Annotated in this window: 18 protein-coding genes and 3 pseudogenes; 14 read left to right on the plus strand and 7 right to left on the minus strand. The window is 42.5% G+C overall.

The window, feature by feature from the left end:
* The first annotated feature begins 317 nt into the window (after positions 1 to 317).
* The 3 genes and pseudogenes from MKI79_RS09235 (at position 318) to MKI79_RS09245 (ending at position 2,976) form a co-directional block, all read left to right on the plus strand.
* Positions 318 to 1,657, plus strand: a pseudogene (locus MKI79_RS09235) (sphingomyelin phosphodiesterase).
* Positions 1,658 to 1,699: 42 nt separating this feature from the next.
* Positions 1,700 to 2,628 (plus strand): annotated as a pseudogene (locus MKI79_RS09240) (lipase secretion chaperone).
* A gap of 111 nt (positions 2,629 to 2,739) precedes the next feature.
* On the plus strand, positions 2,740 to 2,976 hold the full coding sequence (locus MKI79_RS09245; protein ID WP_241572505.1) for a DUF1653 domain-containing protein: 237 nt from the start codon (positions 2,740 to 2,742) through the stop codon (positions 2,974 to 2,976).
* Positions 2,977 to 2,989: 13 nt separating this feature from the next.
* Here MKI79_RS09245 and MKI79_RS09250 read toward each other — a convergent pair whose 3' ends face one another.
* Genes MKI79_RS09250 through MKI79_RS09260 form a run of 3 tightly spaced genes read right to left on the minus strand, consistent with a single transcriptional unit; the run spans position 2,990 to position 5,024 of the window.
* Complete coding sequence (locus MKI79_RS09250; protein WP_241572507.1) at positions 2,990 to 3,616, minus strand: OB-fold-containig protein; 627 nt, start codon at positions 3,614 to 3,616, stop codon at positions 2,990 to 2,992.
* Between the two features lie 50 nt (positions 3,617 to 3,666).
* Positions 3,667 to 3,987, minus strand: a complete 321-nt coding sequence (locus tag MKI79_RS09255) for a Rieske (2Fe-2S) protein (protein ID WP_241572510.1) — start codon at positions 3,985 to 3,987, stop codon at positions 3,667 to 3,669.
* A gap of 56 nt (positions 3,988 to 4,043) precedes the next feature.
* A complete protein-coding gene (locus MKI79_RS09260) occupies positions 4,044 to 5,024 on the minus strand; it encodes an adenosine kinase (RefSeq protein ID WP_241572513.1) in 981 nt (326 codons plus the stop codon).
* Between the two features lie 200 nt (positions 5,025 to 5,224).
* Between MKI79_RS09260 and MKI79_RS09265 the strand changes: the two genes are divergently transcribed.
* From MKI79_RS09265 to MKI79_RS09275, 3 genes and pseudogenes are all read left to right on the plus strand, one after another.
* A complete protein-coding gene (locus MKI79_RS09265) occupies positions 5,225 to 8,161 on the plus strand; it encodes an insulinase family protein (RefSeq protein WP_241572515.1) in 2,937 nt (978 codons plus the stop codon).
* 117 nt (positions 8,162 to 8,278) lie between these two features.
* Positions 8,279 to 9,412: a phospholipase A gene (locus MKI79_RS09270; protein WP_407651622.1), complete on the plus strand. Its 1,134-nt coding sequence runs from the start codon at positions 8,279 to 8,281 to the stop codon at positions 9,410 to 9,412.
* Between the two features lie 115 nt (positions 9,413 to 9,527).
* Positions 9,528 to 9,923 (plus strand): annotated as a pseudogene (locus MKI79_RS09275) (putative solute-binding protein); the annotation flags it as partial.
* A gap of 86 nt (positions 9,924 to 10,009) precedes the next feature.
* Here the strand turns inward: MKI79_RS09275 and rlmKL are convergent.
* Positions 10,010 to 12,214 carry a bifunctional 23S rRNA (guanine(2069)-N(7))-methyltransferase RlmK/23S rRNA (guanine(2445)-N(2))-methyltransferase RlmL gene (gene rlmKL, locus MKI79_RS09280; protein ID WP_241572521.1) on the minus strand — a complete coding sequence of 735 codons (2,205 nt, stop codon included), beginning with the start codon at positions 12,212 to 12,214 and terminating at the stop codon, positions 10,010 to 10,012.
* Between the two features lie 272 nt (positions 12,215 to 12,486).
* Between rlmKL and MKI79_RS09285 the strand changes: the two genes are divergently transcribed.
* The 6 genes from MKI79_RS09285 (at position 12,487) to purD (ending at position 18,920) form a co-directional block, all read left to right on the plus strand.
* Entirely contained in the window at positions 12,487 to 13,377 is an 891-nt protein-coding gene (locus MKI79_RS09285; RefSeq protein ID WP_241572526.1) for a bile acid:sodium symporter family protein, read from the plus strand.
* A gap of 166 nt (positions 13,378 to 13,543) precedes the next feature.
* The gene (gene prmA, locus MKI79_RS09290) at positions 13,544 to 14,440 is read left to right on the plus strand and encodes a 50S ribosomal protein L11 methyltransferase (RefSeq protein WP_241572529.1); all 897 of its coding nucleotides are present in this window, start codon (positions 13,544 to 13,546) and stop codon (positions 14,438 to 14,440) included.
* A 35-nt stretch (positions 14,441 to 14,475) separates the two neighbouring features.
* Positions 14,476 to 15,018, plus strand: coding sequence for an MJ0042-type zinc finger domain-containing protein (locus MKI79_RS09295; RefSeq protein ID WP_241572532.1), 543 nt, complete (start codon positions 14,476 to 14,478; stop codon positions 15,016 to 15,018).
* Between the two features lie 529 nt (positions 15,019 to 15,547).
* Complete coding sequence (gene fis, locus MKI79_RS09300) at positions 15,548 to 15,817, plus strand: DNA-binding transcriptional regulator Fis (protein WP_092617800.1); 270 nt, start codon at positions 15,548 to 15,550, stop codon at positions 15,815 to 15,817.
* 95 nt (positions 15,818 to 15,912) lie between these two features.
* Positions 15,913 to 17,487 (plus strand): bifunctional phosphoribosylaminoimidazolecarboxamide formyltransferase/IMP cyclohydrolase, encoded by a 1,575-nt coding sequence (purH, locus tag MKI79_RS09305; protein ID WP_241572534.1) that lies wholly within the window; start codon positions 15,913 to 15,915, stop codon positions 17,485 to 17,487.
* A 146-nt stretch (positions 17,488 to 17,633) separates the two neighbouring features.
* Entirely contained in the window at positions 17,634 to 18,920 is a 1,287-nt protein-coding gene (purD, locus tag MKI79_RS09310; protein ID WP_241572537.1) for a phosphoribosylamine--glycine ligase, read from the plus strand.
* Positions 18,921 to 18,996: 76 nt separating this feature from the next.
* Here the strand turns inward: purD and MKI79_RS09315 are convergent, their stop codons facing one another.
* Entirely contained in the window at positions 18,997 to 19,257 is a 261-nt protein-coding gene (locus tag MKI79_RS09315; protein ID WP_241572541.1) for a metal/formaldehyde-sensitive transcriptional repressor, read from the minus strand.
* 69 nt (positions 19,258 to 19,326) lie between these two features.
* Between MKI79_RS09315 and dmeF the strand changes: the two genes are divergently transcribed.
* Positions 19,327 to 20,346 carry a CDF family Co(II)/Ni(II) efflux transporter DmeF gene (dmeF, locus tag MKI79_RS09320; RefSeq protein ID WP_274619077.1) on the plus strand — a complete coding sequence of 340 codons (1,020 nt, stop codon included), beginning with the start codon at positions 19,327 to 19,329 and terminating at the stop codon, positions 20,344 to 20,346.
* A 61-nt stretch (positions 20,347 to 20,407) separates the two neighbouring features.
* Here dmeF and MKI79_RS09325 read toward each other — a convergent pair whose 3' ends face one another.
* Positions 20,408 to 21,550 (minus strand): acyl-CoA dehydrogenase family protein, encoded by a 1,143-nt coding sequence (locus MKI79_RS09325; protein WP_241572544.1) that lies wholly within the window; start codon positions 21,548 to 21,550, stop codon positions 20,408 to 20,410.
* Positions 21,551 to 21,940: 390 nt separating this feature from the next.
* Here MKI79_RS09325 and metK point away from each other — a divergent pair, with 390 nt between their 5' ends.
* Complete coding sequence (metK, locus tag MKI79_RS09330) at positions 21,941 to 23,110, plus strand: methionine adenosyltransferase (RefSeq protein WP_241572548.1); 1,170 nt, start codon at positions 21,941 to 21,943, stop codon at positions 23,108 to 23,110.
* Positions 23,111 to 23,227: 117 nt separating this feature from the next.
* Here metK and MKI79_RS09335 read toward each other — a convergent pair whose 3' ends face one another.
* A complete protein-coding gene (locus MKI79_RS09335; RefSeq protein WP_241572551.1) occupies positions 23,228 to 23,665 on the minus strand; it encodes an SRPBCC domain-containing protein in 438 nt (145 codons plus the stop codon).
* Between the last annotated feature and the right edge of the window lie 17 nt (positions 23,666 to 23,682).

A 23,682-nucleotide genomic window follows, 5' to 3' on the forward strand; every position in this document is an offset into this window, starting at 1 on the left:
TCTTGTTTTTCATTTTCCCTCTTTTGCATTTCTATCTTTTATCAATTCCCTAACTAACAAAATTCATTTCTAAACTTAAATTTTCAATATTTCTCATATTTAAAAAACCACTAATTTGACAATATTCATAGTCAATTTATAAAACGCATATTTAGTCACATATTTAAGCGATGAATGGTCGTAAATTTACATGAATTTACATTATATTTTCATTATTATTAAAAATAGAAAAATTATGATCAAAGTGTTTTCGTATCTGAATGGAAATTCGCACGATGACACATTTTTTAGGCTAACATCACATCATGGAGATTAAGATGGGATTTAATGGAATAAAGTTAGGCGTTGGGGCAATGTTTTTGACCAGTGTATTTGCAATGCAAAACACAACGGCTGACTCTTGTGTATTTGTCACAAACACCACACCGCAAACTGTCACGCTACAAGTCACTCATACAGGTAATCATATTCTACAACATGGCAATCAGTGGGCGCACGAAGCCACACAAATCGCACCATAGGAACCAAACGAGTTCTTCGTATCAACCGTTGCACTGGATTGAAATCAGGTAAAACCTACAATTTTGATACCGTAGTGACTAGCGGTAATTCTCAAGTGACATTCAAGCAAACCATGAACGGTACTTGGTATGGTAGTACCATCAAGCATGGTATCAAGACAGCTTCAACAACATCGCCGTGGTATACAGACCGAAATGTTCATCGTCTTGACAGGACCTACGCTGGGCTATCTGCGCAAGCTGCGGTGAAAGCAGAATATACAGGTGGTTATGACGATTTTCATTACACCATTCACCAAAATACAGTGCAAGAGCCTGTATCGACCAGTGCCGATGAGTTAAAAGTGTTGTCGTATAACATCTATGCGCTACCGCTGGTCGCAAGTAAGATTGATGAACGTCTAGGCGAGCTTCCAAAACATCTCAAAGGCTATGATGCGATTCTGTTCCAAGAAGCTTTTTCATCGTCACGTACAGCGATGTTAAATGAGTTGGCTCAAGAATATCCATATCAAACGCACGTTCCAATTGGCTCAGGCAACAACTTATTTGATAGCGGTGTCTTGGTTGCCAGTCGTTATCCGATTGTGAAAACTGCGGAAATGATCTATCCAGATTGTACAGGGACAGATTGCTTTGCAGATAAAGGTGTGATCTACGCAGAAATCATTAAAAATGGTAAGGCGTATCATGTCACATCAACGCATACAGCATCGTTCGATACAGATGCAGCACGTGCATTGCGTCAGGTACAATTCCAACAAATCCGTAACCTTGTCGATCAACAAAACATTCCTAGCTTTGATGCGGTATTGATGGGTGGTGACTTCAATGTCAACAAACTACTTTGGCCACAAGATTATCAAAACATGCTCAGCAACTTGAATGCAACTGATCCGATGAGTACAGGCTACACAGCTTCGACATTCGATCCACGTGTCAATCAACTTGCTGGTGCCGCAGGCTCAGGCGGAACAACGGTGGAATATCTTGATTATGTCGTATCTTCAAATACACATCGTCAACCAATCCAAGCACGTAATGATGTTCGCGTGCTTCGCTCAACAGCCGATCCAGTGTATTTGACTTGGGATTTGTCTGACCACTTCCCTGTTTTAGGTCACTTTAACTTTTAATCCTTACATTAAAAAATAGCTAGGCAAAGCGGAATCGAAGATATGAACAAGAAATTATGGATCAGTATCATTATTATCCTTTTCGTCTTGCTTGGAATTGCGGTATGGAAGAGTTCAGGCTCTTCTGCTGCAAACGCATCATTTGAGTACACTTCACAAAATGAAAAAATACTGAGAGCGAAGAATCACAACAGATGCAAAATAAAAACCGTGAACAAACTATGCAAGATGATTTAAGCAAACGCCTGCAAGTTCTTCAAAAAAATCCAGGGAATATCACGCAATTTTTAAATGAATTTAAAGCCAATTGTTCACTTAAGGATTGTGATGCTGCTTTAGCGCAAGCCTTGCGTAATTACCCTGATCAAAGATTTGCCCAACTGGTGCAAAGCCTATTACAACGACTGCCACAATATGAACAACAGATGCAAAGCACCGTGCTCTCCACCTTACTTTCTGGAAAAGAACGCTTTGAAACCTTATGGCAACTCCGTGAGCAAACTTTAGGACGTGATGAGGCGATGCTTGGATTTGGACAAGAACGTGAATATGCAAACTATCGTTTTGCTTATGCTGAATTGCAAAACAACAAAAACCTCACGACTGCACAGCGCTTATCCGCATTTGAACAGCTACAACAACAATATTCAAATGTAACCACCCAAGAAAGCAATATTGGACGCTATGAACAAGCCGTTGCACTACTTAACACTCAGCAGTTGACCAACCAACAACTCAGTGCCGAAATACAACAGTTGCAACAACAATATTTAAGCCCAGAAGAAAAAGTCGATATGCAATTTAAAGCGCAACGAGAGGCACAGCAACAACAGCAAGTTGATCGTTATCAGCAAGCAGTCCAACAGTTACAACAAGACATGGCACCGTTAAAACAACAACTTTCTGAAGCAGAATGGCAACAGCAATATCAAGCGCAGTTAGAAGCGTTAAGACTCAATGATTTTCCTTAAATGATCATTTCAAAAGTGCTTTCTCAGAGGCAATTAATAGGTGCATGCAGAATTAGGTTAAGTTTATAATTCTAAGAAATAGTCTTAATTTTAAAACGGTTCAAATTATTTATGACAAATCATGCACTTCCAGCAGGTATTTATCAACATTATAAAGGTCAGCTTTATCAAGTCTTACATACCGCACGACATAGTGAAACTGAAGAAACCTTAGTCGTCTACCAATGCCTCTATGGCGATTATTCGATTTGGGTGCGTCCTTTAGAGATGTTTAAAGAAACCGTTGAAATAAGTGATGGACAAATCGTCCCACGTTTTAAGTTTTTACATACGACAAATTTAGAATAAATGTCAGCGTCGCTTATTTCGAATCTATACCAATATGATATTCTTCACTGTTGACGATTGCTTTGGCAATGTAATGTGATTCTCGATAATCAACGAGCATGACCTTTGCTTGGAGAATCAATTCGCCAAACTCAGGCTCAACTTGTACATAATGTAGTCGTCCGAACTGATCACGCACTTTCGCCTGTGCACTCGAGCCTGGACGGGCTGTCCCGCTGACGATCGTGGCAAATCGCCCGAGCAAAAAGACCTGTTGATAAGATTGCGTCGGTTTAATCACTTGATCCAAGCAATGCATCATAAATAAGGTAAAAAACCATGCCATGAGTAACGCAGGAATCAGCACAAAACCTGTATGCACAAAATCTCCTGAAAAGGCAAAAGCACTGAGCTGTATCAAATAGCCTGCGAAGCTAAAATTGATCAAAAAGAATAACAAAATAATAAATCGAGAGATTTGTACTTGGAGTAGTGGTGCATCTCGAAGCCACATCGGTACCATCTGCCTGATCAACTGTGATGGACGATGCTTGATATAAATCCCAATGGTTTCACCAATGATCAGAATAAAAATCGTCAACACGCTCATATGAAAAGGCAATAATGCACTATGAAAAAATAACGCTGTGGTTATTGTCATTTGCCTTATTCCTCTATCCTCGATCTAAACAAGTTCAATATGCGACTGCTTTAATCTTTGAGATATACGCCACCGTCGGAATGAATTTCTAATTCAACCTTCGTCAATGACTCGCCCTGACACGGCCCCCAAATACACTCACCATCTTCAACATTAAACAGTGCACCATGCGTCGAGCAAATAATATATTCCTTATCCATATCTAAGAACTCATCTTCCATATATTCAAGATTGACTTGGAGATGCGGGCAGATATTTTTGTAGGCGTAGAATGAACCATCACGTTGCGTGACGATCAACTCCCCAACTGGCGTTTCAAAGCCACGTGCTTCACGTTCTGGCACATCTTCAGTTTGGCAGATCAGATGCATATTTACTCCACACCTTGATGATAAACAATATATTTAAAGTATTAATTAATTGGAAATTATAGCAAAGCCTGATACTGTTCAAGGCTTAGACGAGGTCCAAACTGGCTCACCACCTTTGATGCGACCAAATTACCCAAAGTCGCCGCTTCTTCTAAAGTTTGCCCTTTGACCAATGCCGATAAAAACCCACCTGCAAAAGCATCACCTGCACCATTAGTATCCACAGCCTGTACCGCCTGCCCTTGTACGATAAATGTTTCTTGCTCTCGATTGGCGATTAATGCGCCTTTTGCACCCAAAGTAATGGCAACGGTTTCTGCACGCTCAAGTAGCGCCTGCACGGCATCATCAAGATGGCTTGTCGAAGTAAACATCAAGGCTTCTTGTTCATTGCAAAACAGCACATCTACACCATCATCAATCAGCGCATCTAGACCTGCTTTTGCATATTGCACCATCGCAGGATCAGACAAAGAAATTGCCATTTTTACTTGATGCTTTTTGGCGATATCACGAGAGAGTTTAACCGCTTCGATCGCACTTGGACTGGTCGCAAGATAACCTTCGATATAGAGCCACTCGGCAGACTTTAACGCATCAAAATGGATTTGATCTGCGCTTAATTCAGCAGTAATACCAAGATGGGTGTACATCGTACGCTCGCCATCTGGCGTAATCAGCACGATACAGGAACCTGTCTGCCCTTCGCTAATTGATTTTTCGTCGGTCTGCACACCTACGGATGCCAAGTCATTGAGATAAAAACTTGCTAATTCATCATTGCCCACACGACAAGCATAAAAACTTGTTCCACCAAGTGCACTGAAGGCAACTGTGGTATTCGCCGCCGAACCGCCACTGGCTTGACCTTTGTGTTCCGCATCTGCCAAATACTCCACCAATTTGGCTTGTTGTGCTGCATCACAGAGTTGCATGGTGCCTTTATTCAGCTCGGCATGACCTAAAAATTCGTCATCGACCAAAAACTCTTGATCGACCAAAGCATTTCCAAGTGAAAACAGTGCAGGCGCAGTCATGTGCAATATTCCAATGTTTTTAAAAAATTGCCTTAGATTACCACAAACAATGGCATGGCTCATTTCGCACGTTCAAAATCAAAGAAAAAATTTCAAGTTTTCCGCTCTCCTCTATTTTTAGGTATACTCCAAAGCTGTTTTGTATTTTTTAGATGCTTAGCTTTGTGAAGCATCTATACCGTTTTTATTTTGGAGTCCGTATGTCGAAGACCAGTTCAAATTCAGTCGCCCCATCTACTCACCCTGCATTTGATTTGGTACGTCAGCAATTCATCCCTGCGCTCTCCACCACCGTCTTTGAATACCGCCATAAAAAAACTAATGCGGTGCATTACCATTTGGGTAATCAAAACCCTGAGAAAGTCTTTTTAGTCGCGTTTCGTACCCAGCCGATGGACTCCAAAGGCACAGCACATATTTTGGAGCACACTGCGCTGTGTGGCTCGCAGAAATATCCTGTGCGTGATCCGTTCTTTTCGATGATTCGCCGTTCGCTAAATACCTTTATGAATGCTTTTACCGCAGCGGATTGGACGGCGTATCCGTTTGCTACGCAAAATGATAAAGATTTTAATAACTTACTCTCGGTATATTTGGATGCGGCGTTTCATGCCAATTTGAATCCATTGGATTTTGCCCAAGAAGGCATTCGTGTTGAACTGGAAAATGATCGCCCTGTGTATAAAGGCATCGTGTTCAATGAAATGAAAGGCGCAATGAGCGCCGCCACCGATCAGCTGTATCACAAACTGGCGCATCATCTCTATCCAAAAACCACTTATCACTACAACTCTGGCGGTGATCCAAAAGACATTCCCGACTTGAGTTATGAGCAACTTAAAGCCTTTTATCAAAGTCATTACCACCCGTCGAATGCGGTGTTGATGAGCTTTGGCGATTTGGATGTGACAGAATTTCATGCGCAAGTGGAATCGCAAGCCTTACAAGGTTTTGATCAAGGCAACACCATTCACTCCGAACCTGAGCAACGCCTCAGCCAACCAATCCAAGTGGTCGAGTCCTATGCGGTTGATGAAGACGATTTAAGCGAAAAAACCTATCATGTCATGGCGTGGTTGTTGCCTGAGATGACCAATATTAAACTGCGTCTTGCTATGCGTTTGGTCGAAGGCATTTTGTTGGAAAACTCGGCGTCACCACTACGTCAATATTTGGAAACCAGCGGGCTTGGTCAGTCTATAGGTCCGATGCTTGGCGTGGATGATAGCAATTTTGAAATGACTTTCTACTGCGGTATTCAAGGTTCAGAAGCAGATCGAGCCGAACAGTTTGAGCAAGGTACGCTTGAGATTCTTAAAAGTGTCGCCTCGAAGCCAATTGACCCAAGCCAAATCGAAGCGATTTTGCATCAGATCGAACTGCATCAACGTGAAGTCGGCGGTGATGGGACACCGTATGGTTTAAGTTTGATTTTAAGTGGTTTAGGGGCAGCAATTCATCACGGTGATCCTGTGGCGGTGTGGGATGTTGATCAAGCCTTGTCGCAAATCCGTGACGATTTGCAAGATCCAATGTGGCTGTCCAATCTGATTCAGACTTATCTCATTGATAATCCGCATCGTGTGCGTATGACGCTCATTCCCGATCAAAATATTTCTACGCAAGAGCAAGCGGCGGAGCAAGCTCGACTTGATCAAATCAATGAAAAATTAACCGATGCAGATCGCACGCAATTGATCGAACAAGCCGAAGCATTGAAAGCACGTCAAGCCACTGAAGATGATTTATCGTTATTGCCAAAAGTCGGTTTGGAAGATATTCCTGCCGATCTAAAGCACATCGAGCCGATCGACACCACCATTCAACTGGCAAATCATGAAACACTCGTCAAACTGTATCATGCAGGCACCAATGGACTGTATTATCAACAAGTGTTGATTGAACTACCTGATGATGTGGTGCAATCGCCATATTTAGGGATTTTTGCTCTGCTCATGGGTGAAGTCGGCGCAGGCGATGATGATTATCTGACCTTGCAACAGCGTCAGACAGAAATCAGTGGCGGTGTCGGCATGGGTGTGAGCTTGCGTAGTCAGGTCGATGATGCTGATCAAATCAGTGCCTTATTGACATTAACCACCAAAGCATTAAATCGTCATCCTGAGGCGATGCAACTATTGCAACACGCTTTTTGCAATATTCGCTTGGATGAAAAGAGCCGTATCCTTGAGCTTTTACAACAACGCAAAGCCCGTTGGCAAGCTCGCCTCAGCAATGCAGGACATGGTTATGCCATGCAGACTGCTTCACGCAACATGAGTGCTTATGCAAAACGTGACTATCATGTGACTGGTTTGCCTGCCTTGCAATTGTTATCGAAGCTGATTGATGATATTCGTGAAAATGACCTGAGCTACACTCAATTTATTACTCAAATTCAATTTTTACAGCTACGCATTCTCAATCAACCTAAACAATTCTTATTGGTTTGTGAAAAAGAGTTTAGCGATGAACTTCTGCAAAAACTTGTCGATGTTTGGTCTAAAAATCCTGTAGAAACTGAAACTGCACCATTAACCATTCCATCTTTTGAAACCAATACTCACGATCAAGCTTGGTTGATTCAATCCAATGTCCAGTTCTGCGCAAGCGTCTACCCTGCGGTAGCGATTGATCATCCTGATGCGGCGGTACTGACCATTCTTGGACCGTATCTACGTGATGGCTTCTTACACCAAGCAATTCGTGAGCAAGGTGGTGCTTATGGTGGCGGTGCGGGCTATGATGCCAATGCCTGTGCTTTTCGTTTTTTTAGCTATCGTGACCCACGCTTGAGTGAAACTTTTGCTGATTTTGAGCGCTCGATTGATTGGCTCATGAATCATGATGCCAAACCGCATCAGATCGAAGAAGCCATTCTTGGGGTGATTTCGAGTATGGATAAACCTGGTTCACCTGCAGGTGAGGCGATCACCAGTTGCTACGCTGACTTTCATCAGCGAGGGCATGCTTTCCGTCAGGCACTTCGTCAGCGACTTTTGGATGTGACGATTGAAGATTTACGTCGTGTCACCGCGCAGTACCTCGTTGATCAAAGCCCATCTCGATCTGTAGTTGCCCCGATCGCTCGTCAAAATGACTTGTCTGAGCTTGGTTTTGAAATCAAACGTATTTAGAATTTGTGCATATTTATCATGTTTTGTTTTAAGTGATTTTCTGGAGTTCTTATGTCTACCCCACAGCTTAAACTGCGTTACCCATTGCATGCGACCAATTCAGTGAAATTATTAAAAATGGCGACACTTAGTGCATGTATTAGCTCAAGTTTTGCCTTTGCAGAAGATACGCTACCTGTGGTGGGTGCAGATTCTAGTGATCCAACACCCGCATCAGCAACTGCATGTGTTGGTTTAACTTCGGCGACTGAACGTCTTGCTTGCTATGACTTGGTTTTTAAAGCCACAGAAAATGCAGTGACTGACGCTGCGCCTGAAAATGAAGCAGACAATGTATTAGTCGAAGCAAAGCCCGAACCGCAGACTGTTACAGAACATATTCAACAGAAAGCTGAAGACTTGAAATTGATTGGTGCTGCACCTGCATTTAATCCAAATACGTCACTACTGGATAAGCGTTGGGAGCTGAGCCCTGAAGCAAAACTAGGGACTTGGCAGATTCGTTCATATCAGCCAGTCTATCTCCTGCCTGCAATGTGGACATCAAAAACCAATACCACACCGCATAGCCCAAATCCATTGAATGATGTCACCACTGAACAGGATTTGAAAAATACCGAAGCCAAATTTCAACTTTCATTTAAGACCAAAGCACTTGAAGATATCTTTGGTGATACTGGTGACGTATGGATTGGTTATACGCAGTCTTCACGTTGGCAAGTCTATAACGAAGACGGATCTCGTCCATTTCGTGAAACCAACTATGAGCCTGAAGCAAGCTTAGTTGTACGTACCAATTACAACTTACTTGGTCTGCATGGACGTTTGCTCGGTGTAACACTTAATCACCAATCCAATGGTCGCTCTGATCCATTTTCAAGAAGTTGGAACCGTGTCATGCTCAACGTTGGCTTAGAACGTGACAATTTCGCATTGATGATTCGTCCGTGGTATCGCCTTGAAGAAGATGAGATTGATGACAATAATCCTGACATTACCGACTATCTTGGGCATGGTGACATTACTGCCAACTACAAATGGAAAGATCATAACTTTTCATTAATGGCACGTCATAGCTTAAAAGGTGGTGACGATAGTCATGGTGCATTGCAGTTTGATTGGGCATTCCCACTGTCAGGTCCACTTCGTGGGCACTTGCAAATCTTTGATGGCTACGGTGAAAGTCTGATTGATTATAACCACAAAGCGACTTATGTCGGCTTGGGCGTATCGCTAGTGAATTGGTTCTAAATTCAATTCCAATAAGTTTTTTGAAATCCGTTATTCAGTTTGAATAGCGTATTTTTTATGTCTTCAAAATTGAATGACTTTGCTGATATGACCCCGAATCACCTTTGCGACCTTTTTGTTTGAAACATTAGAACTTCATCGTGGTATGACGGACAAATCAGGCAAGGCAAAAGGCGGTATTATCCGTTTCCCATTGATCCAAGTAACAGGGACATTGATCATCCACCGTGATAAGTTTCCTGCGGGAATGGGACCGATCACACGTGAAATTATTTCTAAGCAATTGCAACCTGCTTTTGATTTTGTTGATAAATTAGAAAACCGCATTCCAAAGAAATATTGGGTAGAACTGCATGAAGATGATAAGCCAAGCTATCTCAAACTGATGCGAGAATCTCGTATCTCGATGACCAAACAAGGTTATTACAACAAAGATATGATGAATATTCTGAAACGTATTCGTTGCTCACACAATCCATCGAGCTTTGAATGTGCATTAAAAGATGAGTAAAAAAAAGAGTAAAAAATTTGCACCTCTCCTCCCTTTGTTAAAGGGAGGTTGGGAGGGATTTTTGGCTTAATGGACTAAAAATCAACTTATACATCAAAATGACGAATCCGCCATGCACGGTGGATTTTTTGATTCCGTTTAAAGTCTGGACCAATTGTCCACTGGGTAATTTCTTCCACGTCAAACATCGCTTCAATCTCCTCATCCATCTCAAAACCACGATAGTTATTGGAAAAATATAAAACGCCCTCATTGCTGAGGCGATTCATCGCACGTTTGATCAATGACAAATGATCACGTTGCACGTCGAATGTGCCGTAGAATTTTTTCGAGTTGGAGAATGTCGGAGGATCAATAAAGATCAAGTCGTATTGTTCATGCCCTTCTTTGAGCCATTCAAAACAATCACTGACAAAGAACTGATGCTGTTCATCAGGGTGATCGACTGTTAAGCCATTCAGTACAAAATTTTCTTTCGCCCAGTTCAGATAAGTATTCGACAGATCAACACTGGTGGTACTCGCCGCACCTGCTAAGGCTGCATGCACACTTGCTGTTGAAGTATAGCTATATAAGTTTAAGAAATGTTTATTTCGTGCTTCTTTGGCAATCTGTAAACGAATCTGACGATGATCTAAGAACAAACCTGTGTCCAAATAATCAGTCATATTGATCAGCAGTTTGGCATCACCCTCTCGCACGATAAAGCGTTTAGAGGCTTGGCTTTGCTTTTCATATTGCGCTTTACCCGACTGACGAGCACGGGTTTTAATAAAGACTTTTTCACGTGGAATCCCAGTGACCGCACGGATCGCAACCAATGCCAAATTAAAACGCTTTTTGGCTTTTTCAGGATCAATTTTTTTCGGTGGCGCATACTCTTGCACATGCAACAGCTCACCATACAAATCCACCGCCAAATTAAAATCAGGCAAATCCGCATCATACAAACGCAGACAGTGTACTTGCTCTTTCACTGCCCATTTTTTCAGGCTTTGCATATTCTTTTGTAGACGATTGGCAAAGTCTTGTGCTTCTTCGATTTCAACTTTTTCAGCTTGCCAGTTTTGTAAAAAGGGTTGGCGATCGATCGCTACTTTGACCTGCCCCATCCGCACGTAGATCGGCAAATTACCATTCATCAAGCGTAAAGTTTCAGGTTCAGCCAGTGCCAATACATCGGCTTGCTCAATATGCGCAGCGATTACCGCCGCATATTGTCCGCTAAATTGTTCCTGTAGCAACATCGACAAACCTTGATACAAAGCACGATTCGAAGCTTTATCCCCTAGACGTTCGCCATATGGTGGGTTAGTCACGACGAATGCCTTTTGACCATCTGTTAAACCAAAATCACACCAATCCCCAAGGACACGTTCTTCGATCTGAATTTGATCGAGTACCGATTCAAAACCTGCGGCGATAATATTTTTGCGAGTAGCTTGTACCGCATCCCAATCGGCATCAAACGCATAAAACTTCGGCAATGGTCGCTCCATCGCTACGTGATGACGTTCGACCGCTTCACGCTTGATGCTTTGCCACAGTTCATGATCGTGCCCATGCCAACCATTAAAACCAAAGCGACGTACCATGCCCGGTGCACGCTCAGTCAAGATCATCAAAGCTTCAATAATAAATGTCCCCGAACCACACATCGGATCAAGAATCATGTCAGGCTTGCGCTGAGTCAGTTGTGCTTTTTGCAAAATCGCTGCGGCAAGATTTTCTTTGATCGGCGCATCGGTCATATAACGACGATAGCCACGACGGTGCAAGCTGTCGCCTGACAGATCAAGGCAGAAATGATGCGCTAACTTGCCTGCAAGCACGTAAAGCGTAATTTCAGGTTGTTTGGTATCAATGCTTGGACGGCGACCTTGACTTTCCATAAAGCTATCGACCACGCCATCTTTGACACGTAAAGTCGCAAACTGAGTATTGACCTTGATTTCACGTTCGGTATGTAAGCGGATGGCAAAGGTACTTTGCGGTGCAAAGATCAATGACCAATCAAAATTGACTGCCGCTTCAAATAGCTCTTCTGCGACATCACGATCATCATAATTTTGTTCAATCTCTTGCGAGAAAATCGGCAACAACACACGTGAGGCAAGGCGTGACCACATGCAAATACGATATGCAGTTTCAAGCTGACCTTGAATAATCAATCGCCCTGCTTTGCGATCGACTACCTCTGCGCCTAATGCAGTGATTTCTTCCTGCAATAGGTTTTCCAAACCATCGGCACAGGTCACCCAATATCGACTCGACGCTTGCTGTTTACTCATCAAATTTCTGCACAATCAAAATGTATAGTTAAAACTTGGCATAGTGTAGCCTATTTTGCTGTGCAACATGTGCAAGACTGTCATGACGATGACAGATTTTTTAGACAAACTGTTGTAGCCTGCAATGGAATCATTTCGATGTTGTATTACATGACTCTAATGGCATGATTTTAATTACACCATTTTAACTGCTTGCTTTAAACCGCTTGTAAAGCAAGTAAATTACGCTACACTCAAAATCAATCGCTTAGAATATTCAAGGATGAATAATAATGGACTCCGCACTCGTTACCGTATTTTTACCGATTGCACTCGGTATTGTCATGGCAGGCTTAGGTTTAGAGCTGACACCAAAAGATTTTAGTCGTGTTCGAAAACATCCCAAAGCCGTATTTGTGGCACTGTTTTGCCAATTGGTCTTGTTGGTCGGTGTCGCTTTTGCATTGTGTAAAATCTTTGCCCTTTCACCATTACTCGCAGTCGGTTTGATGCTACTTGCTGCATCCCCAGGTGGTGCAACTGCCAATTTGCTGAGCTATCTATTTAAAGGTGATATTGCTCTAAATATTACCTTAACAGCGATCAATTCAATCTTGGCTGCCGTCACTTTACCGATCGTGGTGAACTTCGCCATTAATCATTTTATGCAAGGCGATCAACAGATTGGTCTACAGTTTGCCAAAGTTGTGCAAGTGTTTGTGATCATTATCGTACCTGTATTGATCGGGATGTTAATTCGTCATTACTCGCCAAGCACAGCGGATAAGCTCAATAAACCTACTCGCATTTTTGCTGTGGTTTTCCTCGTGATTATCATTCTTGGTGCGATCATGAGCGAGCGTGAAAACCTCGTGAACTATATTGGCGAAGTCGGTGTCGCAACCGCATTATTCTGCGCAATAAGCCTAAGCATTGGCTATTTCGTTCCGAGAATGTTTGGTATCAGCGCACGCCAAGCACGTGCTTCGGCGTTTGAGATCGGTATTCATAATGGCACTTTGGCGATTACCATCGCCATTACCATCATGGCAAGTACCACCATTGCCATGCCTGCGGCGGTGTATTCGATCTTTATGTATTTTTTTGCGGTGGCATTTGGTTTTCTACTCAATCGCATTGCGCCACTACCTGAAGATGCAACAGCTGAGAGTCTCAATCATTAATTCTCGCTAAAAATTCAACCAATCAATGCGCATGAACAGCCACTGTTGATGCGCTTTACTTTCTTAAGACCCTTATTTTTTTGTGCGAATTTTCACAGTGCCCAATCTTTTATTGTGCTTATCAGCTACAATACATCGCAACAATAGAATTTTTTGGTGACATCTTTTGAACTGGTTGCAAATCCATATCACAGTACAACAATCTCAAGTCGAAATCTGCGAATCGCTACTGTTATCTTTAGGTGCAGTGAGCGTGACTTTAGACGATGCGGAAGATCAAGCTTTGCTTGAACCATTGCCGGGTGAAACACCGCTTTGGGATAATGTCATTGTGACTGGTATTTTTCAGCAAGATGAAGAGCAACCTATAGATGCAGATGCATTATCGCAGTTTATTTCTACGCAGATCGAGCATACTGCAATCCGCTCAGAAGTCATCGAAGATCAAGCATGGGAACGTGCTTGGATGGATTATTATGAGCCGATCCAAGTCGCAGACAATCTTTGGATCGTCCCTGAATGGCTTGAAGCACCCAATCCCGAAGTGACCAATATCAAACTTGATCCAGGGCTTGCTTTTGGTACGGGTAACCATGCTAGTACCTTCCTCTCCCTACAATGGCTTGCAAGCATTGACCTCAAAGATAAAGTGGTGATCGACTACGGTTGTGGCTCAGGGATTCTAGGTGTCGCTGCACTATTATTGGGTGCAAAATATGTTTATGCCACAGATATTGACCCGCAAGCCGTCCTTGCAACCAAGCAAAATGCCGAATTGAATGGTGTGGCAAATCGACTTTGGGTCGGATTACCTGAAGAGTTTGAAGCACATTATCAAGACAAAACAGAAATCTTGGTCGCAAACATCTTAGCAAAACCACTGATGATGCTTGTTGAAACCTTCTACAATCTCACTGTACCGAATGCACAGATTGCACTTGCAGGATTGATCGAAGAACAGATCGAAGATGTCAAAGCTGCTTACGCACCGTATTTTGAAATCACTGGGCAACAGATGCGTGAAGAAAACTGGTGTCGCCTTTCAGGACATCGAAAGGCTTAAACTGGAATATTAAACAAACACTGGATTGAGAATCAATGCGCTACTATAGCCAATGTCCAAACTGCCAAAGCACTTATGAACTGACCTTAATGCAACTTAACATAGCTCAGGGCAAAGTGCGCTGTGCAGAATGTCATGCAACATTTGATGCTTTTGCGCATTTTATTCTCGATCCTGATTATCTACCCAACACCAATGCGCAAAACTTTATCCACTACTCTCTACAACACGACACCAAAGATATCCAAACAAACCCATTTGATTTGATGGCACATGCCTCAAAAAATGCAAGTATCATTGATCATGTGATGGATATGATGAATAGTAGTGTAGAGGGCTCAAGACTGAATCTGTACACCTATCTGAATCACCTTGACACCATGAGCCCAAATCAGTTTGGTTTGAAAGCAGTAACGGTCGCAACACCCAAGATCAATCCTAAAAAGAATGAAGTCCGTTATGTTCGTAAGGCGAAAATGACAGATAACCAGCGCAATTATTATGTGACTTGGGGTGTGCTCAATTTTTTACTGGTGCTTCTATTGATTTTTCAAATTTTCTTCTTTCACTACATCTAATCCGTCACATCAACCCGTCTTGTTGTCCAAAATTCCAAATTAATTTGACTTTATTTACAAAAAGCAGCTTTGCATATTTTTTAAACAATTCAGGAAAAACAAAAAGTTGAGGAATATACGCTGAAACTTTCCAAATATACAGCAAAATAATTACGAAAAAATGAACTTTATTTGCTCACTTTGGGCGAGAAAATGCTATGATATGTGCAATTGAAGTTTTAACTTGTCTCCTTTGCTGGTTCTAGCAGTTTGAAAACTATTCCCTTTTAATTGCCAATGTTGGTTGGTGTAGGGTTTTGTTTTTCGTTGTTTTTGACATGTATATTTTTCATACAGTCAAACACGCTTGAGTTGCACCGCAAAATGAATTGTTTGTGCTTCATTTCGGATGAAGCTGTGACTGTTTAAACGATCATTATTTTGATGGTCTTGAATGGGTCACTAGATGCTTAACATATTAACCCACCGCTAAGATAATGTTGATGAACTACATTAATTATCTAGTGGTCAAAATTTTCGGATTTATCGCATGAATAGTAAGTCTCCTATTTTTACTGCACAATCTGACGTTGCGCTACGTATTCACGTAGACCGTGCAGTTCGCCATTACTTCGCTCAATTGCAAGGTGAACAGCCTGCGCAAGTTTACGATATGGTTTTGGCTGAAATGGAGAAACCATTATTATCAGTCGTTCTTGAATATACTCGTGGCAACCAAACACGTGCTGCGGAGATTCTGGGACTTAACCGTGGCACTTTGCGTAAGAAGTTAAAAGCTCACGGTTTAATGGCTGAATAGTTGAATAAATGATAAGATGCCTGCCAACGAGCGGGCATTTTTATGCCTAATTTTTAGATGTTTCCCCTTTCACTTTTGATTTTAAACATACCGCTATGACTGTTTCTCGTGCTTTAATTTCCGTTTCTGATAAGACTGGTATCGTTGAGTTTGCACAATCGCTTGCAAGCTTGAATATTGAAATTCTTTCAACTGGTGGCACTTATAAGCTACTTAAAGACAACCAAGTTCCTGTGATTGAAGTGTCTGAGCACACTGGCTTTCCAGAGATGATGGATGGTCGTGTCAAAACATTACATCCAAAGATTCATGGCGGGATTTTGGCGCGTCGTGGGCTTGATGAAGCTGTCATGGCTGAGCACAATATTGATGCAATCGACTTGGTCATTGTCAATCTTTATCCATTTGCTGAAACTGTGGCTAAGCCAAATTGCTCTCTTGCAGATGCGATCGAAAACATCGACATCGGCGGTCCAACCATGGTACGTGCTGCAGCGAAGAACCACGCATCAGTCGGTATCATCGTTAATGCCTCTGACTACGATACCGTAGTTGCTGAATTAAAAGCTGAAGGTACACTTTCACATGCGACTCGTTTTGATTTGGCAGTGAAAGCCTTTGAACATACAGCGCAATATGACGGCATGATTGCGCAATATCTTGGTGCACGTGTTGACAAAGCAGAAGGTGAAGCCGATCAATTTGCCCGTACTTTCAACCTGCAAATGAATAAATCACAAGATTTACGTTACGGTGAGAACCCACATCAATCCGCAGCGTTCTATGTGGAAAGTACAGCGACTGAGGCTTCTGTATCGACTGCAACGCAATTACAAGGTAAAGAACTGTCTTATAACAATATCGCTGATACCGATGCAGCACTGGAATGTGTCAAAACCTTTGCTAAGCCTGCTTGTGTGATCGTAAAACATGCCAATCCATGTGGCGTGGCAGTGTCTTTAGAGGGTATTCAAACTGCTTATGATCTTGCTTATGCAACCGATCCTGAGTCTGCATTTGGTGGCATTATCGCTTTTAACCGTGAGTTAGACGTGGCAACTGCGCAAGCAATTGTTGATCGTCAGTTTGTCGAGGTGATCATTGCGCCAAGTATTGCCGATGGCGTACTTGAAGTCACTGGCGCTAAGAAAAATGTACGTGTTTTGACTTGTGGCGAACTACCTGCAATTGATGCACGTGCACCGCAGTTCGACTTCAAACGTGTCAACGGTGGACTTTTGGTACAAGATCAAGACTTAGGCATGATCAAAGCCTCTGATCTCAAAGTCGTAACTGACCGTGCACCAACCGAGCAAGAAATTGACGATCTTATTTTTGCTTGGAAAGTGGCGAAGTATGTCAAATCAAATGCGATTGTCTATGCGAAAAATCGTCAAACCATCGGTGTTGGCGCAGGTCAAATGAGCCGTGTTAACTCTGCACGTATCGCAGCGATCAAAGCAGAACATGCAGGACTCGTGGTTGAAGGTGCAGTGATGGCATCGGATGCATTCTTCCCATTCCGTGATGGTATTGATAATGCGGCTAAAGCTGGCATCAAATGTATTATCCAGCCGGGTGGTTCGATGCGTGATGAAGAAACCATCGCTGCAGCCAATGAACACGGCATTGCCATGGTATTTACAGGCATGCGCCACTTCCGTCACTGATTTTTAAAATCCCTTTGTACAGTTCAATACCTCATTTTGGGCTAGTACATCGGGATTTTTTCATTCATAATTTTTGATGAAATTTTTTGCATCACAGCATTTTGATAAATTCGATTTCATTGCGAGATGAAAAGGGAAAATAATTGATGAATATTTTAGTTTTGGGTAGTGGTGGTCGTGAGCATGCCTTGTCTTGGAAAATTGCTCAAGATGCCAAAGTCAGCACGGTATTTGTTGCACCGGGTAATGCAGGCACCGCCAATGAAGACAAATGTCAAAATGTACAGCTCGACATCTTGGACAATGTTGCCATCGTCGAGTTTGCTAAAAATAACCAAATCGACCTCATCATCGTTGGACCAGAAGCACCGCTGGTCAATGGCGTAGTCGATGCTGCCCGTCTTGCAGGCTTAAAAATTTGGGGACCAACCCAATACGCTGCACAGCTTGAAGGCTCAAAGGCATTTGCCAAAGACTTTTTGAAAAAGCACAACATCCCAACGGCTTTTTATGAAGTGTTTACTGAGGTTGCACCTGCTAAAGCCTATGTCGAACAACATGGCGCACCGATCGTGATCAAAGCTGATGGACTTGCTGCGGGTAAAGGCGTGATCGTTGCCATGAGCAATGACGAAGCCTTTGCTGCCATTGACGACATGCTTGCAGGCAATAAATTTGGCGATGCAGGTAGCCGTGTGGTGATTGAGCAATTCTTAGAGGGTGAAGAAGCCTCTTTTATCTGCATGATCGACGGCAATAACATCTTACCAATGGCGACCTCGCAAGATCACAAACGTATTTTTGAAGGTGATCAAGGTCCGAACACTGGCGGGATGGGTGCTTACTCCCCTGCGCCTGTGGTGACTGATGAAGTGTTCCAACGTGCTATGGAACAAGTCATGCGTCCAACCGTAGACGGCATGAAAAAAGACGGTCATGACTATACTGGCTTCCTCTATGCGGGCTTAATGATTGATGCGGAAGGTCAACCTCGTGTGATCGAATTTAACTGTCGTTTTGGCGATCCTGAAACTCAGCCGATCATGATGCGTTTGCAATCTTCACTGGTCGATTTAGTTGAAGCAGGTATTGCTGGCAATCTACCCAATGAAGCAAAGTGGGATGAGCGCAAGTCAATCGGTGTGGTCTTAGCTGCCGAAGGCTATCCTGAAAGTGTACGTAAAGGTGATGTGATCTCAGGTCTTGGTCAATCTCCAGAAGACACCAAAATCTTCCATGCAGGTACAGCACTCTCTGAAGATGGTCACGTAATTACGGCGGGTGGTCGTGTGCTCTGTGTGACTGCGCTTGGTGAGAGTGTTCTTGAAGCACAAATCAATGCTTTAGAAGTGTGCGGTCAAGTGACTTTTACAGGGATGCAATATCGTAGCGATATTGGCTACCGTGCCATTGCACGTGAGAAAAATAGCTAAGATTGTTTTTTTATATTTATCGCAAACAAAATCTAAAGGCAGGAAATTGATTTTCCTGCCTTTTTAATTCAAATCACTATTTATACTTTTTGATTAAATCTAAAAACTTTTGCAACTGCGCTTCATCATATTGCTCAGGCAAAATATGCTCCACCAAATGCGCTTCTAACAATTCATTCATCAAACCATGCACCGCCCCACGAATCGCAGCCACTTGCTGTAACACATCAATACAAGGCGTTTGCCCTTCTGATACCGCTTTATAGGTCGCATTGACCTGTCCTTGTAGACGACTGATCCGATTCAGAACTTTTCGATTATTTGATAAATGACCCATTGCAATTCTTCATGAAATCCAAAATACTATAGGGGAGTATTTTAACATATTTTTAAAAAAGTAGCGATCATGGCTTCATCTACCTCAAATCCCCTCCAAGCCAATCATTCTCATCAGTTTGATCAAGGCAATCCGCTTGCTCAGAAAAAAATTCTGATTGCGACCATTTTTACTGGCGTTATGATGGTTGCAGAAATTGCTGGTGGATGGATTTTCAACTCCATGGCACTACTTGCTGATGGATGGCATATGAGTTCGCATATGTTGGCACTTGGCTTGGCTTATGTTGCCTATCGTGCCGCACGTCATTATGCCAATGACCCACGCTTTTGCTTTGGCACATGGAAAATCGAAATTCTCGCAGGATATAGCAGTGCGATCTTACTCATGCTCGTTGCGTTAATTATGTGTATTAGCTCGATTGAACGCCTATTTCATCCCGTGCAAATTCATTATAACGAAGCAATCAGCATTGCGATTTTAGGTTTAATCGTGAATGTCGTTTGTGCATGGTTACTGCATGATGATCATGCACATCAAGGGCATTCACAACACCATGGACACGCACATCACGGACATTCGCATCATAGCCACCATCATCATGACCATGATCATTCTCATCACGAACATTCATACGATGAACATGAAGCAACGCATACTCACCATAGCCATGATCTGAATCAACGTGCTGCATTTTTACATGTCATCGCAGATGCACTGACATCTGTACTGGCAATCATCGCCTTATTCGCTGGAAAATATTTGCAGTGGGATTTTTTAGATGCAATTTTAGGCATTGTTGGCGCAATTTTGGTGTCAAAATGGGCTTTAGGACTGATTCGTCAGACAGGAAAAATTCTCCTTGAAGCTGAAATGGATGTACCTGTCGTCGTAGAAATTAAAGAAATGATGCAGGATTTAGATGTTGAACTGGCAGATTTGCACGTATGGCAAGTTGGTCGAGAAAAATTTTCCTGCATTCTCGCTATCAAAACTGAAAATCATGCGATTACACCTGAAAGTATCAAACATGCTTTGTCGATCCATGAAGAAATCGTACATGCCAGTATTGAAGTGAATTATCTGTAATTTTAAATGCCCACATTTGTGGGCATTTTCAATGATTCAATATGCTATTTCAACCGTTCAATCAACGCCCTAACACATCACGAGCCACGATCTCTTTCATGATCTCATTGGTACCGCCATAGATACGCTGAATCCGTGCATCCACAAAGAAGCGTGAAATCGAATATTCAGTCATATAGCCGTAACCGCCAAACAGCTGAAGCAAATTATCCGCCACTTTCATCTGCATATCCGTTGAGAATGCTTTGATCGCCGCCGCAGTTTGCACGGTCATGATGCCTTCCATGTATTCTTCCACACAGCGCTCATAAAATGCTGCCACAGCTTGTTCATCAATCTTGGCTTGCGCAATGACGAAGCGAGTATTCTGGAACTTGGCAATCGACTGACCAAACGCCTGACGCTCTTGGACATATTTCACCGTCACATCAATCGCACCACGAATCGCACCCAACGCCGTCGCTGCAATCGCTGTACGTTCACGAGGAAGCTCTTGCATAAGATAAGCAAAACCATGCCCAGCTTGACCGAGCAATTGATTTTTCGGGACTTTGACATTATCAAAGAATAGCTCTGAAGTATCTTGAGAATGTAAGCCGATTTTGTCTAAGTTGGTGCCCTTTTTAAAACCATCCAAATGCGTATCCACTAGCATGAGTGAAACGCCTTTTGCTTTGGCAGCAGGATCAGTTTTCACGGCAAGGACAACTAAATCTGCATGCTGACCATTAGAAATAAAGGTTTTCGAGCCATTTAATAGGTAATGATCATCTTGCAAAATCGCATTTGAACGAATCGCTTGTAAATCCGAACCTGCTCCAGGCTCAGTCATCCCAATTGCACCAACGACTTCACCTGACACCATTTTTGGTAGCCATTGTTGCTTTTGCTCTTCATTGGCAATGTGCAAAATATACGGCGCCGCAATCTCAGAGTGACACGAGATCGCAGTCGATAACGCACCATAGCCTGCACGAGATGCTTCCTCTACAAGCATGAGTGAATAATACGTCGGCACACTATAGCCACCATATTCTTCAGGTAGATCGACACAGAGATAACCATTTTCACCCAAGAGATTCCAAACTTGTCGAGGCATCAAGCCTTCTTTTTCCCAAGTTTCATAATGCGGTGCGATATGCTCCTGCATAAAACGGCGAAAATTGTCACGGAAGAGTTCTAAATCGGCATCGTGCTTTAACATCTGATTTCCCTACGGTATCTAATTGCAGACTTTTAGTCTTTGGTTAAGTCGCTTCATATCACGTTTTAAATATGACGCATTCAAATATGAAGTATTAAATTTTAGCCATCATGCCATTTTCACGCTTTTATTTCGACCAATTTTACGGATAAAGTGTGAACTGATCAGCCAGTTTTAGATTTTTTTCAATACAACATAAAAAGTGAAATTGATTCATGTCAATTTTTTAAAATTTTCAAGAACTTTTGATAAGTGAATTTTATTTAATTTTCAATTGGTTGAATATCAAATATCAGAAGTTTTGATTGAATTGCTTGAGCGCTAATCTGCCATCTCAGTGCAATATGATGTAAGATATCGCCATTTTTAAAATTCAAGAATGGAAGTTTCATGCGCGAGTACGCAGTATTTACATCAGAATCGGTAAGTGAAGGTCATCCAGACAAAATGGCTGATCAGATCAGTGATGCGATTCTTGATGCAATTTTAGAACAAGATATTTATGCACGTGTCGCATGCGAAACCTTAGTTAAAACTGGTGCGGTGGTACTTGCAGGGGAAATCACCACGACGGCGAATATTGATTTTGAAAATATTGTCCGTAACACAGTGAATGGTATCGGCTATCATCATTCCGATTTAGGTTTTGATGGTTCGACCTGTGCCGTGATCAACATGATCGGTAAACAATCGCCTGAGATTGCTCAAGGTGTTGATCGCCAAAAGCCTGAAGATCAAGGTGCGGGCGATCAAGGCTTGATGTTTGGTTACGCGAGCCGTGAAACTGATGTGCTCATGCCTGCACCAATCTCATATGCGCACCGCTTGATGGAGCGTCAAGCTGAGCTACGTCGTAACAATAATGGCTTGCCGTGGCTACGCCCTGATGCGAAAAGCCAAGTCACTTTTGCTTATGAAAACGGCAAACCAGTTCGCCTTGATGCTGTTGTACTTTCTACACAACACGATCCTGAAATTTCTCAAGCAGATTTGAAAGAAGCAATCATTGAAGAGATCATCAAACCTGTGATTCCTGCTGAAATGTTCCATGCAGAAACGAAATTCCACATCAATCCGACCGGCATTTTTGTGATCGGTGGTCCAGTCGGCGATTGTGGTTTGACTGGTCGTAAAATTATCGTTGATACCTACGGCGGTATGGCGCGTCACGGTGGCGGTGCATTCTCTGGTAAAGACCCATCCAAAGTTGACCGTTCGGCAGCCTATGCAGGTCGTTATGTGGCGAAGAATATCGTTGCTGCGGGACTTGCGGATAAATGTGAAATCCAAGTCAGCTATGCCATCGGTGTGGCTGAGCCAACTTCAATCTCGCTAAATACTTTTGGTACGGCAAAAATCGCTGAAGAAACCATTATCGAATTGGTTCGTGAGCATTTTGACCTACGTCCATTTGGTATCACACGTATGTTGAACTTGTTACAACCGATGTATAAGCAAACGGCAACTTATGGTCACTTCGGTCGTGAAGGAAGTAGCACTGCATTTACATGGGAACAAACTGATAAAGCAGAATTACTGAAAGATGCAGCAGGGCTTTAAGCTGTGCTCTGATATTTTATATGATACAAATTTGATCTAAAACAAAGCCTGCGACATGCAGGCTTTATTTTTGACATTAGAACTTTGAGAAGATTTTAACTGCCGAGTAAATAAGATTTACGCACTTTCTGACAATGTTTTCAAAATGTCTAAGCCTTTGGTAAAGCCATTACTCATCATTTCTTCCCACTCTGCATCAGTATCCAGTTCGACTTTGACAATGGTTTGCCCTTGCGTATTTTCACTTAACAAGTACTTTTCCTGTGCACCTTTCATCTTTAACACTTGCGGGCTGTCAAAATCTTCTACACCATTTTCCATAAAACCAAGATGGGTAAATACAAGAGCATTCGGCTCGTCCATCTCGCTAATCGTTGAAATCATGCCGTTTTGACTGCCGTCTAAAAAGAGCGTCCGACCATTCACTTGCCAATCCGACTGCATCCGAGAGTCTGCACTAAATGCACTGGTCCACTTTGGATAAGTATCTTCGCCCCAAAGCTTTTGCCATACTGTCGCCTGATCTGCATTGATGATTTTTTCAAAAGTAAGCATGATCATTATTCTTTACT

It is taken from the genome of Acinetobacter sedimenti (assembly GCF_022601685.1).
In the GTDB taxonomy this organism is placed as follows: Bacteria; Pseudomonadota; Gammaproteobacteria; order Pseudomonadales; family Moraxellaceae; genus Acinetobacter; species Acinetobacter sedimenti.